Source organism: Aeromonas sp. FDAARGOS 1418, assembly GCF_019048585.1.
Lineage (GTDB): Bacteria > Pseudomonadota > Gammaproteobacteria > Enterobacterales > Aeromonadaceae > Aeromonas > Aeromonas caviae.
The window spans coordinates 1,470,001-1,481,828 of the sequence record NZ_CP077387.1; the positions used below are offsets into that span (position 1 = coordinate 1,470,001).

At 61.0% G+C, this 11,828-nt stretch carries 8 protein-coding genes, 1 tRNA gene, 2 rRNA genes and 1 riboswitch (1 of these 12 running past the window's edge); of the genes, 9 read left to right on the top strand and 2 right to left on the bottom strand.

Annotated elements, in window-relative coordinates:
* The 9 genes from I6L48_RS07120 to cbl form a co-directional block, all read left to right on the top strand.
* A 23S ribosomal RNA gene (locus I6L48_RS07120) occupies nucleotides 1-1,344 on the top strand (it extends 1,545 nt beyond the left edge of the window).
* A 123-nt stretch (nucleotides 1,345-1,467) separates the two neighbouring features.
* A 5S ribosomal RNA gene (gene rrf / locus I6L48_RS07125) occupies nucleotides 1,468-1,582 on the top strand.
* A gap of 98 nt (nucleotides 1,583-1,680) precedes the next feature.
* Nucleotides 1,681-1,757, top strand: a tRNA-Asp gene (locus I6L48_RS07130).
* A gap of 409 nt (nucleotides 1,758-2,166) precedes the next feature.
* Nucleotides 2,167-3,168, top strand: coding sequence for a sulfate ABC transporter substrate-binding protein (locus I6L48_RS07135; protein ID WP_216987893.1), 1,002 nt, complete (start codon nucleotides 2,167-2,169; stop codon nucleotides 3,166-3,168).
* Between the two features lie 39 nt (nucleotides 3,169-3,207).
* Nucleotides 3,208-3,783, top strand: a complete 576-nt coding sequence (locus I6L48_RS07140; protein WP_039039453.1) for an alpha/beta hydrolase — start codon at nucleotides 3,208-3,210, stop codon at nucleotides 3,781-3,783.
* 269 nt (nucleotides 3,784-4,052) lie between these two features.
* The gene (cysT, locus tag I6L48_RS07145) at nucleotides 4,053-4,892 is read left to right on the top strand and encodes a sulfate ABC transporter permease subunit CysT (RefSeq protein ID WP_039039454.1); all 840 of its coding nucleotides are present in this window, start codon (nucleotides 4,053-4,055) and stop codon (nucleotides 4,890-4,892) included.
* Nucleotides 4,889-5,782 carry a sulfate ABC transporter permease subunit CysW gene (gene cysW / locus I6L48_RS07150; protein ID WP_113069621.1) on the top strand — a complete coding sequence of 298 codons (894 nt, stop codon included), beginning with the start codon at nucleotides 4,889-4,891 and terminating at the stop codon, nucleotides 5,780-5,782. The genes cysT and cysW overlap by 4 nt, the downstream gene beginning before the upstream one ends.
* Before the next feature lie 31 nt (nucleotides 5,783-5,813).
* Nucleotides 5,814-6,881 carry a sulfate/molybdate ABC transporter ATP-binding protein gene (locus I6L48_RS07155; RefSeq protein ID WP_010672827.1) on the top strand — a complete coding sequence of 356 codons (1,068 nt, stop codon included), beginning with the start codon at nucleotides 5,814-5,816 and terminating at the stop codon, nucleotides 6,879-6,881.
* A 116-nt stretch (nucleotides 6,882-6,997) separates the two neighbouring features.
* Nucleotides 6,998-7,945 carry an HTH-type transcriptional regulator Cbl gene (cbl, locus tag I6L48_RS07160; RefSeq protein WP_043156146.1) on the top strand — a complete coding sequence of 316 codons (948 nt, stop codon included), beginning with the start codon at nucleotides 6,998-7,000 and terminating at the stop codon, nucleotides 7,943-7,945.
* 111 nt (nucleotides 7,946-8,056) lie between these two features.
* Here the strand turns inward: cbl and gbpA are convergent, their stop codons facing one another.
* Both gbpA and I6L48_RS07170 read right to left on the bottom strand, forming a co-directional pair.
* The gene (gbpA, locus tag I6L48_RS07165; RefSeq protein ID WP_216987894.1) at nucleotides 8,057-9,478 is read right to left on the bottom strand and encodes an N-acetylglucosamine-binding protein GbpA; all 1,422 of its coding nucleotides are present in this window, start codon (nucleotides 9,476-9,478) and stop codon (nucleotides 8,057-8,059) included.
* A gap of 60 nt (nucleotides 9,479-9,538) precedes the next feature.
* A riboswitch (cyclic di-GMP riboswitch) is annotated at nucleotides 9,539-9,624 on the bottom strand.
* A 229-nt stretch (nucleotides 9,625-9,853) separates the two neighbouring features.
* A complete protein-coding gene (locus tag I6L48_RS07170) occupies nucleotides 9,854-11,533 on the bottom strand; it encodes a methyl-accepting chemotaxis protein (RefSeq protein ID WP_216987895.1) in 1,680 nt (559 codons plus the stop codon).
* Nucleotides 11,534-11,828 lie beyond the last annotated feature (295 nt).

Genomic DNA, 11,828 nt, shown 5'->3' on the forward strand with positions numbered 1-11,828 from the left:
GCTTCCAGGAAAAGCCTCTAAGCTTCAGATTACAAGTCATCGTACCCCAAACCGACACAGGTGGTCGGGTAGAGAATACCAAGGCGCTTGAGAGAACTCGGGTGAAGGAACTAGGCAAAATAGAACCGTAACTTCGGGAGAAGGTTCGCTCTTGATGGTGAAGTCCCTTGCGGATGGAGCTGTCGGGAGTCGCAGTGACCAGATGGCTGGGACTGTTTATCAAAAACACAGCACTCTGCAAACACGAAAGTGGACGTATAGGGTGTGACACCTGCCCGGTGCCGGAAGGTTAATTGATGGGGTTAGCGCAAGCGAAGCTCTTGATCGAAGCCCCGGTAAACGGCGGCCGTAACTATAACGGTCCTAAGGTAGCGAAATTCCTTGTCGGGTAAGTTCCGACCTGCACGAATGGTGTAACCATGGCCATGCTGTCTCCACCCGAGACTCAGTGAAATCGAATTCGCCGTGAAGATGCGGTGTACCCGCGGCTAGACGGAAAGACCCCGTGAACCTTTACTACAGCTTGGCACTGAACATTGAACCTACATGTGTAGGATAGGTGGGAGGCTTTGAAGGCGTGACGCCAGTTGCGCTGGAGCCGTCCTTGAAATACCACCCTTGTATGTTTGATGTTCTAACGCAGGGCCCTGAATCGGGCTCGCGGACAGTGCCTGGTGGGTAGTTTGACTGGGGCGGTCTCCTCCCAAAGAGTAACGGAGGAGCACGAAGGTTGGCTAATCCTGGTCGGACATCAGGAGGTTAGTGCAATGGCATAAGCCAGCTTAACTGCGAGACGGACAGGTCGAGCAGGTACGAAAGTAGGTCATAGTGATCCGGTGGTTCTGAATGGAAGGGCCATCGCTCAACGGATAAAAGGTACTCCGGGGATAACAGGCTGATACCGCCCAAGAGTTCATATCGACGGCGGTGTTTGGCACCTCGATGTCGGCTCATCACATCCTGGGGCTGAAGTCGGTCCCAAGGGTATGGCTGTTCGCCATTTAAAGTGGTACGCGAGCTGGGTTCAGAACGTCGTGAGACAGTTCGGTCCCTATCTGCCGTGGGCGTTGGATGATTGAAGGGAGTTGCTCCTAGTACGAGAGGACCGGAGTGAACGAACCTCTGGTGTTCGGGTTGTCACGCCAGTGGCACTGCCCGGTAGCTAAGTTCGGAATCGATAACCGCTGAAAGCATCTAAGCGGGAAGCGAGCCCTGAGATGAGTCATCCCTGACCCCTTGAGGGTCCTAAAGGGCCGTTGGAGACCACAACGTTGATAGGTGGGGTGTGTAAGCGTAGCGATACGTTGAGCTAACCCATACTAATTACCCGTGAGGCTTAACCATACAACACCCAAGAAGTGTTCTGGGCCTTGTAGCAAGTGCATAAACTACTTACAAATTCAGTGATAATGACCAGCAACTAGCAAAGTCGTTATTCACGTCAGCTTTTTCAGATTGAAGATTTTGCCTGGCGGCAATAGCGCAGTGGAACCACCTGACCCCATGCCGAACTCAGAAGTGAAACGCTGTAGCGCCGATGGTAGTGTGGCATTCGCCATGCGAGAGTAGGACACTGCCAGGCACTCAATTAAACGGTGATGTGAAGAATCACATAACCGGCTGCGAGGATGACACCTCACAAACAAGCAGCAAAAGATTTAGCGAAAGCTAACCGAATGCGGAGCGGTAGTTCAGTCGGTTAGAATACCGGCCTGTCACGCCGGGGGTCGCGGGTTCGAGTCCCGTCCGCTCCGCCACTAAATTGAAAGGCCTTCCCTATCGGGAAGGCCTTTTTGCTTTCTGGCGTCTGGGTAAGAGCTCAGGGAACAAGAGGCAACCGGCGGGTCTGAATCGCCACTTGTCACGGACAACACGCCTCTTCCCCCTGTGGTGCTTGCGTGTCTGGCATTGTCCCTTTACCCAGGGCTTACCCTTCGCTCTGGTTTGCCTTCGTTCCCCCATCTTTTCACAACCCGGCCAATCGACCGGGCTTTGTCGTGTCTGGAGATGAGCATCGCAAGCACGCGAATACGCTCTGGCCGAGAGTGCCAGAGGACCATCGGGAGCTCATATGCGGATAAGAGATAAGCAAAGCGCTTTTTCTTTCTTCATGGAATATGCATAAGCGGGCATGCTGTACTCAACCCAACGATATGGAGTATCACCATGAAACTGCGAATGACCGCTCTCACCGTTCTCTCCCTGCTGGCTCTCGGTCAGGTCCAAGCCGCCGAGGTGCGGCTGCGGAATGTCTCCTATGACCCGACGCGGGAGCTGTTCCGGGAGTACAACAGTGCCTTTGCCAAGGAGTGGAAGGCCAAAACCGGCGACGATGTGGTGGTGAGCCAGTCACACGGTGGCTCAGGCAAACAGGCTCGTGCCGTGGTGGACGGACTGGAGGCTGACGTGGTCTCCCTGGCGCTGGCCTATGACGTGGATGCGGTGGCTAAGGCAGGTCTCACCGCCAGCGACTGGGAAGGGCGCCTGGCCAACAATGCCTCTCCCTATACCTCCACCATCGTCTTCCTGGTGCGCAAGGGGAATCCCAAGCAGATCAAGGATTGGGGCGACCTGGTGCGCAAGGATGTCGCCATCATCACCCCCAACCCAAAGACCTCCGGCGGTGCGCGCTGGAATTATCTGGCTGCCTGGGGCTATGCCCTGAAGAAAAGCGGCACTGAAGAGGGCGCCAAACAGTTTGTCAGCGATCTGTTCAAGAATGTGAAGGTGCTGGACTCCGGGGCACGTGGCGCCACCACCAGCTTCATCGAACGCGGGCTCGGGGATGTGTTGCTGGCCTGGGAAAATGAAGCGTTGCTGGTGCTCAATCAGCCGGGCACCAGCGACAAGTTCGAACTGGTGGTGCCCTCGGTCTCCATCCTGGCCGAGCCGCCGGTAGCCGTGGTGGACAAGGTAGCCAAGAAGCATGGTACCGAGGCCGTCTCCAAGGCTTACCTCGAGTATCTCTACTCCGACGAAGGGCAGCGCATCATCGCCAAATACCACTATCGTCCGAGCAATCCGGCGATCCTGAAGGAGACAGCGGCCCAGTTCCCCAACCTGACGCTCTTTACTGTCAAGGATCTGGAAGGAGATTGGGACAAGGCACAGAAGAAGCACTTCGCCCAGGGCGGATCGTTTGACCAGATTTACCAACCGGGCCGTTAAGAGACGCAGGCCCCTGTGACAACAGATAGGAGTACCACGATGAACAAGATCCTTCTGGTTCCCGGTCTGCATAACAGTGGGCCGGATCACTGGCAGAGCCGCTGGCACCAGCAATTTCCCCAGTGGCAGAGAATGATGGGTCTGCCTTGGGACAAGCCGGATCTCACGGTCTGGAGCGCCAAGCTGGCGAGCAAGCTCAGGAGCCGGCGCAGCCGGGTCCACCTGGTCGCTCACTCCTTCGGCGCTCTGACGGCCATCGCTGCCGCCCGGCTGCAACCGGACAAGGTCTCCTCCATCTTCATCGTTGCCCCTGCCGATCCTGCCCGTTTCGGTATCCCGGATGAGGTGTTGGCGGGGTCCATCAAGGTCTCTGCCCAGTTGATCGCCAGCCGCAATGACCCCTGGATGAGTTTCGAGCGGGCAGAGTTCTGGAGCCGGCAGTGGCAGGTGCCCTTGTTCGATGCGGGGGAGGTGGGCCATATCAATGCCCAGTCCGGCCATGGGGAGTGGCACCAGGGCCTCGCTTTGCTCGGCACCCTATACCGCCGTGCCGAAATGGTGGTGGAGCCTGCTCCTGCCGAGTGGGGCAAGCAGGCTGCACTCAGTTTTCGATGAGGGCGCCTCGGATTGTTTCGGCACGATTTCCAGACAGGCTGGCAACTTGGCCAGCGTGACTGACTTTGCATGTTCCCGGTTTTACCGCTCCGTCTTTTAGGTCTTTTATTTATATAAAAGACCTTTTTTTATGCTTATCGCTCTAAAAGCCTTGTTCCACCATTGTTAGATAAAAAAGTGCTTAGCAAAGGCATTATTGGTGTTTGTTGTCCCTGGCCGCCGTGAGCAAAATCGTCACATCCAAAGTATTTATAACAAACGGATGTGTTATGCGATTAAGTTCTTATTCCGTCCTGCCAGGCCTGGGGCCAACGCTGGGCTTCAGTCTGCTCTATCTGGGCATACTGGTGCTGCTGCCGCTCTCGGCACTGGTGCTGTTTGCGGTGAACAACCTGAGCGCCGCCGAGTTCTGGCAGGTGATCGGCTCCCCCCGGGTGCTCGCCTCCTTTCGCCTGAGCTTTGGTGCCGCCTTCATTGCCGCCCTGCTCAACAGTCTGTTCGGTCTGATACTGGCCTGGGTACTGGTGCGCTATACCTTCCCCGGCCGCAGACTGGTGGATGCGCTGATCGACCTGCCCTTTGCCATGCCGACTGCCGTCTCCGGCATCGCCCTGTGCGCCATCTTTGCCCCCAACGGCTGGATTGGCCAATGGGTCGCTCCGCTGGGCATCGAGCTTGCCTACAACCCCATAGGAGTGGTCATTGCCCTGACCTTTATCGGGCTGCCCTTTGTGGTGCGTACCCTGCAGCCGGTGCTGCGGGAAGCGGAGAGCGAGCAAGAGGAGGCGGCTGCGAGCCTGGGTGCCAACCGCTGGCAGACCTTCATCCGGGTACTGTGGCCGACCCTGGTACCTGCGCTGCTCACCGGTTTTGCCCTGGCGTTTGCTCGCGGCGTGGGGGAGTACGGCTCTGTCATCTTCATTGCCGGCAACCTCCCCATGGTGTCCGAGATTGCCCCCCTGATGATCATGAGTCACCTGGAGGAGTATGACTACGCCGGTGCATCGGCCATTGCGTCCGTCATGTTGCTCATTTCCTTTGTGCTGCTGTTGCTCATCAACAAGTTGCAAGCCTGGAGCTGGGCTCGCATCGGAGGAAGCCGTATATGAACGCCTCTACTGCACATCTCGATCAGGCCCAGGAGTCCGCTCCGGCCACCCCGGCGCGTCATCCCCCGGTGACCCATGAACCGGTCTGGGTAAAATGGCTGCTGGTTACCGTCGGTCTGGGCTGGTTTGCCGCCTTGCTGCTGTTGCCGCTGGCCACCGTCTTCATCCAGGCGCTGAGCCCGGGTCTGGCCTTCTTCTGGCACGCCATCAGCGAGCCGGATGCCCTGAGCGCCCTGGGGCTGACCGCCCTGGTGACGCTCTGCTCGGTGCCCCTGAACCTGCTGTTCGGGCTGGGCGCTGCCTGGGCCATCGCCCGGTTCCGCTTTCCTGGCCGGCAACTGCTTATCACCCTAATCGATCTGCCGTTCTCGGTCTCGCCGGTCATCGCAGGCTTGATGTTCGTGCTGCTGTTCGGCAGTCGCGGCTGGTTCGGCGAGTGGCTCAGCGAGCACGACATCAAGATCATTTTCGCTACCCCGGGGATCATCCTGGCGACCACCTTCATCACTGTGCCCTTCGTGGTACGCGAGCTGCTGCCCCAGATGGAGGCGCGGGGCCCGGAGGAAGAGGAGGCCGCCATCATGCTGGGGGCGAGCGGGTTGCAGATGTTCTGGCGGGTGACCCTGCCCGGCATCCGCTGGAGTCTGATGTATGGCCTGCTGCTCTGTACCGCCCGGGCGGTGGGGGAGTTTGGCGCTGTCTCCGTGGTTTCCGGCCACATTCGCGGCCAGACCAACACGCTGCCGCTGCACATCGAGATCCTTTACAACGAGTACCAGACCGGTGCCGCCTTCGCGGTGGCCAGCCTGCTGGCGCTGTTCGGGATCTTCACCCTGCTGGGTGAGACCCTGCTGGCCAGGCTGCGCGGCCAACCGACCCAGTCCCATTGATCCCGAATTAACGGTTATAGGAGAGGCATTCATGAGCATTCAGGTTCAAGGGCTCAACAAGCATTTCAATCAGTACGCGGCGCTGGCCGACATCAACCTCGATTTTCACGACGGTGAGCTGGTCGCCCTGCTCGGCCCCTCCGGCTGCGGCAAGACCACCTTGCTGCGGATCATCGCCGGGCTGGAGCAGGCGGACAGTGGCAGCGTCATCATCCGCGGCGAAGATGCCTCGGATCTCCATGTGCGCGAGCGCAACGTTGGCTTCGTGTTCCAGCACTACGCCCTGTTTCGCCACATGACGGTGTTCGAGAACGTGGCCTTTGGCCTGAGGGTCAAGCCGCGCAGCGAACGCCCGGACGAGGCGGCCATCCGCACCCGGGTCAAGGAGCTGCTGGACCTGGTGCAGCTTAGCCATGTCGCGGCACGCTACCCGACCCAGCTCTCCGGTGGTCAGCGCCAGCGGGTCGCCCTGGCCCGGGCCCTGGCGGTGCAGCCCAAGGTGCTGCTGCTGGACGAGCCTTTCGGCGCCCTCGATGCCCAGGTACGCAAGGAGCTGCGCCGTTGGCTGCGTGAGCTTCACGACGAGCTGCATGTCACCAGCCTGTTCGTGACCCACGATCAGGAAGAGGCCCTGGAGGTGGCGGATCGGGTGGTGCTGATGAACGCCGGCAAGGTAGAGCAGATTGGCACCCCTGCCGAAGTGTATGATCAGCCCGCCAGTGCCTTCGTGCACAGCTTCCTTGGCAGCGTGAACCTGTTTCGTGGCAGGGTGGCCGGGCAGGGGCTCGGCATCGGTGAGCAGCAACTGGGTGGCCCCATCCCCTCCCATCTGGCAGAAGGGAGTGCGGCCATCGCCTATGTGCGCCCCCACGAGCTGGAGATCCTGCCCTCGGATGCCCCCGGTGGCATTCGCGCCACCATTACCCGCCTGCTGCCCATGGGGCCGCGCATCCGGGTGGAACTGCGTGGCGATGGGGAGACGGGAGGTGCCCACTACGAGGCCGAACTGAGCAAGGAGGCCGCCCGGGCCTTTGCCCCCGGCCAGGGGGTGCGTCTGGTGGCCAGGCAGGCACAGCTCTATCCCGACTACCAGATCTGAGGGCAAGCCGCGAGGTGCGGCCCTCTTTCAGGCTTGCTGCCGGGCTATGATCCCGGCAATCCACAACAAGAGGACGGTGGCACGAGCCACCGCCACTCAGCGCAGGAGGCGATGAGGTGAACTTTCAGCAGTTGCGAATCATTCGGGAGGCGGCACGGCGGGATTACAACCTGACCGACGTGGCCAATGCCCTCTTTACGTCCCAGTCCGGGGTCAGCCGCCACATTCGCGAGTTGGAGGAGGAGCTGGGGCTCGCCCTCTTCATTCGCTATGGCAAGCGTCTGCTCGGCATGACCGAGCCGGGCAAGGAGTTGCTGGTGATCGCCGAGCGTATCCTGGGGGATGCCGACAACATCCGCAAACTGGCGAGCACCTTTGCCAATCGCGACTCAGGCCGGCTGCTCATCGCGACCACTCATACCCAGGCCCGTTATGCCCTGCCGAGGGTAGTGAAGGCGTTTCGGGAGCAATTTCCTCTGGTACAGCTGGAGCTGCGTCAGGGGAGCCCGGAGGAGATAGTGCGGCTGGTGCAGACCGGCGAGGTGGACATCGGCATCAGCAGCGAGCAGCTCGACAAGAGCGAAGGGGTGGTGGCCTTTCCCTACTACCGCTGGCACCACAATATCGTCGTGCCGGAGCAGCACCCTCTCACCGCCGAGCGGGAGCTGACCCTGGCCGCTCTGGCCCACTGGCCCATCGTCACCTATCAGGCCGGCCTCACCGGTCGGGCACGGGTGGATGATGCCTTTGCCGAGGCGGGCATAGTGCCGCAGATCCTGCTGACCGCCCAGGACTCAGACGTCATCAAGACCTATGTCGAGCTGGAGATGGGGGTGGGCATACTGGCGGACATGGCGTTCGATTCCCAGCGGGACAAGGGACTGGTGCAACTGGACGGCAGTCGGTTGTTTGCGCCGCACACCGCCTGGATTGGCCTCAAGCAGGGGCAGTTCCAGCACAACTTTGCCTGGCAGTTCATCCAGCTCTGCAACCCCGATCTGGCGCTGGCGGAGATCCAGGCCCGCGCCATGAGCAACGAGCCTCTGCTCGACTATCAGATCTGAACCGAGGGAAGGATGAAAAACGGGGAGCCATGGGCTCCCCGTTTGTTTGATGTTGACCTGATCTGGCACGGGAAACGCCGAGCGGGTTCCCGCCAGGTCGGATACGTCCCATCACTGCGCTGTCCAGGCCTCCTGCCAGTGGGAGCCTACGCCCGGTTCATACTGGGTGGCCGTGCTCGCCCACTGGCTGCACCAGCCGCTGTAGGGGAAGGGTTTGCACTGATAGACCTTGCCGTTCTTCGGCTGCAGCACCCGGGTGCCGGCGGTGTAGGACTTGAGGCCGTCCGGGAAGGTGAACTGGTAATCGCCCCCGCTTGCCGGATCCTTGAACATGAGGTCCAGGGTCTGCTGCACCGCGTCACCACCGGCCTTGGGTTTGCCCTCGATCACCAGCTGATGGTGGCCTGCACTCAAGCCGGTCAGCGCCATGGAGAAACTCTGGCTGCCGTCCTTGATATCGGCACTGCTCTGTCCCCTGGCGACACCGCCGTGGTCATAGAGGGTGTTGGTGATGGCGAGATCCCCCTGGGCCGTGACGGTGAACATCAGGGTGAGCTTGCCGTTGTCGAGGGGGGAGTCGCTCGCCAGACCGCTCACGCTGATCCCGTTCTCAACCGGGGGCTGCTGTTGCTCAAGCTGGATCTCGACCCGTTGCAGGTTGCTGCCAGCCTTGAGGTAGACCGGGTTCTGGCCATAGACGGGGTTGAACTGGCCGTCCGTACCTTGCTGGCCAGCACGGATCTGGCTCTGCTCGGCGTTGATCTTGCTCGCCAGGGCGTGGGCCCAGTTGTTCTTCTGGCCCTGTCCGGCGCTGGCGATGGTCAGCTCGGTCTGGAGATCGGTGCGCTCGCCATTGGCATCGAATACCCGGGTTCTGGCTTTGTCACCCGCCACCAGGTCGATGGAGGGATAGATGGTCCCTCCCTGGCTCCAGGTCAGCGGGGGCTGGGTGCCATCCTTGAACCGGGCGTCGATCAGGTTGTAGAAGCTGTTGGCGGTATCCCCTACCTCCCACACCCCGAGAATGACCTGATAACCGGTACGTGCGGGCAGGGTGCACTGATGGGTCACCTGTTTGGGGGGCTGCACCATGTTGCCCTCGATGACGCAGAAGGGATTGAGATCGAACGCATCCCGGGTGAGGGGCTGGTTCGGGTTCCAGTCCTGCTTGGTGAGGTAGTAGCGCCAGTTGCGGGTCACGTGGTTGGCAGTGAAGGTCCAGCTGATGGCGAAGGGACCGGCCTGCACCTCACGCTTGGTCCAGCGATCGAGGGTCTGGGTGTTGAGCTCGCCGAATTGGGGGTGACCGGCCGAGGCTATCTGGCCGTCGGCGGGGCCGCCATCGGGGAAGCCGGAGGGGGCTTCCAGGCTCTGGGGTTCCCACTGGATGGCGCCACACTGGCTGTTGCCCCCTGTCTTGCACAGGTAGTTGCGCCCTTCGGGCTGGCTGATGTAGCCGTGAGCGAGTACGCCGCCACTGGCCAGCAGCGCCAGCGCTGCCGCGAGATGGGTGAGTCGGATATTTGCTGCCATACATTCCTCTGTTCGGTGATGTGGGCAGTCACGTTGGCAGGGGAGTTCCCCGAAACACGGTGCTGCAACCCCGCTATCCTGGACAGCTTGTCTTTAGACCGGAGGCTTTGCGTCCTGGCCTTTCAACCAGTTTGCCAAATGACTACAGAAAGGATCATGGTGCCGCCTGTGGCGACCACTCATCATGACTATATTTTGTTAAAAAATTAAGTGTAAAAATTGACAGTGCCATTTCATCGGAGCAGCGCATCAGCGGCAGATGGATTCTCCTGGATCTGCGCACTGGTTCAGTGCGAGAGGGTGGCCCGGGAGAGGCTCCCGTGGCCATGACAGGAAAGGAGCCCCTGCAAGCCTGGCAGGGGCTCACGGGGCCACTCAGTGGCGGGGTTGCATGCCTGCTCGGGAAGAGGACGCCTGGGTCGGTCGCATCATCCTGTCCTGGGCTTGGGCGTTGTCCAGCTTGAACACCGCCAGTCGCTCGTCGAGGCTTCGGGAGAGACCGGCCAGCAGTTCGCTCTCCTGGGCCAACTGGGAGGCCGCCTGGGACATCTCGAGCGCCGAGTCGTTGATGCCGCTGACGTTGCGGTTCATGTCTTCCGCCACCATGCTCTGCTGCTCCGCCGCCGTGGCGATCTGGGTCGCCATGTCGCTCACGTGCTGGATGTGATTGACGATGAGGGAGAGATCCTGCCCCGCCTTCTCGGACTGGTTGACGCTGCTCTCCGCCAGCTTGCGGCTGGCGTCCATGGCGTTGGCGGCGGTGACAGCCCGTTGCTGCAACTGGGTGATGGTACTCTGGATCTCCTCGGTGGAGTGGCGGGTGCGACTGGCCAGCTGGCGCACCTCGTCGGCCACCACGGCGAAGCCACGGCCCTGCTCGCCGGCCCGGGCCGCCTCGATGGCGGCGTTGAGGGCCAGCAGGTTGGTCTGCTCCGAGATGGCGCTGATGACCGCCGTCACCTCGCTTATCTGCATCACTCCCTCCTTGAGCTGGTTGACCTGCGAGGTGGCCTGGTCCACCTCGGTGGCCAGCGCCTGGATGCCGTGCACGCTGGCATGGACATCCTGGTTGCCGAGCCCGGCCTCGCTGGTGGCATCCTGGGTGTCGCGGGCCGTATTCTCTGCGTGACCCGCCACGTCGGCGATGGTGGCGCTCATCTCGTTCATGGCGGTGGCGAGCTGGGCGAGCTGATCCCGCTGACTGTTGACCGCCTGGTTGGTCTGTTCGGCGGAGGCGGCGATGCGCAGGGCGGCATCCGCCACGTTGCGGGCCCCCTGGCTCGCCTCCAGCAGGGCGCGGCGGATGGCATCCAGCCCCTGGTTGGTGGAGCTGGCGACGGCGCCGAGCTCATCCCTGCCCAGCACCGGGATGCTGACCACCAGATCGCCAGCTGCGACCCGGGCCATGGCCTTGTTGATCTCGGCCAGGGGATTGACGATGGAGCGGCTGATGGCGAGTCCCAGCAGCCCCATCAACAGGATCACCAGCAAGGTGGCGCCACCCATCCACTCATATTGGGACCACATGGTGGCCTCAATGTCCTGCAACAACACACCGGAGCCCAGGATCCAGCCCCAGGGCTGGTAGCCCGTCACCAGCGACATCTTCTGGGCCGCCTCGCCGGACGGGGAGACCCACTGATACTCCAGCCTGCCCTGGTGGCCGCCCTTGCCGAGATCCACCATGTGTTGCCAGTGGGACTCGGCAGGGTTGTTGCCCATCTGCTGGCCGACCAGCTCGGGTTTGGCGGGATGCACCACCACCCGACGATCTTCATCCAGTACGAACAGGTAGTTGTCCCCGTCAAAGCGCATGCTGTCGAGCATGGCCTTGGCCTGTGCCTTGGCCTGTTCCGGGGGGAGGGTGGCGGCCAGGGCATGGATCCGGCTCATGGCCAGATCCAGCACCGCCTGCAGCCTGGCTTCCCGTTCACTCATCAGATTGCGGTGCAGGGCACTGGCCGAGATGAGCAGCAGTGCGATGAAGCCGACCAGGGCCAGTGAGAGCAGCAGCATCAGCTTGCGACTCACGGCAATATCACCGAGCTTGAACATAGACTTATCCTTACTTTCCCATGCGAGTCTGATTGTGGCCGAACTGCCGGCCGGACCTGATTGTTGTTGTTTTTAACATGCCATTAACTTTCAATGGGTTGCGGTGGAAAACAGCCAATTGAGCAGTTTGACAACCAGTATAGCCAGCAGACAGAAACCCTCGCTTTTGATAGCGTGATGGCGCGCATCCCGGCGCACAATTTGTCTGCTCAATTTGCAAGAAGTGTGAATGGGTTGGCATTTCACCAAAAAGGAGTGGGCGGCCCCGTGGTCGCCCCATAACAAGAGGGAAGTT

Coding starts and splice junctions, on each gene's coding strand:
- I6L48_RS07135 (WP_216987893.1), top strand. CDS start 2,167: ATGAAACTGCGAATGACCGCTCTCACCGTTCTCTCCCTGCTGGCTCTC.
- I6L48_RS07140 (WP_039039453.1), top strand. CDS start 3,208: ATGAACAAGATCCTTCTGGTTCCCGGTCTGCATAACAGTGGGCCGGAT.
- cysT (WP_039039454.1), top strand. CDS start 4,053: ATGCGATTAAGTTCTTATTCCGTCCTGCCAGGCCTGGGGCCAACGCTG.
- cysW (WP_113069621.1), top strand. CDS start 4,889: ATGAACGCCTCTACTGCACATCTCGATCAGGCCCAGGAGTCCGCTCCG.
- I6L48_RS07155 (WP_010672827.1), top strand. CDS start 5,814: ATGAGCATTCAGGTTCAAGGGCTCAACAAGCATTTCAATCAGTACGCG.
- gbpA (WP_216987894.1), bottom strand. CDS start 9,478: ATGGCAGCAAATATCCGACTCACCCATCTCGCGGCAGCGCTGGCGCTG.
- I6L48_RS07170 (WP_216987895.1), bottom strand. CDS start 11,533: ATGTTCAAGCTCGGTGATATTGCCGTGAGTCGCAAGCTGATGCTGCTG.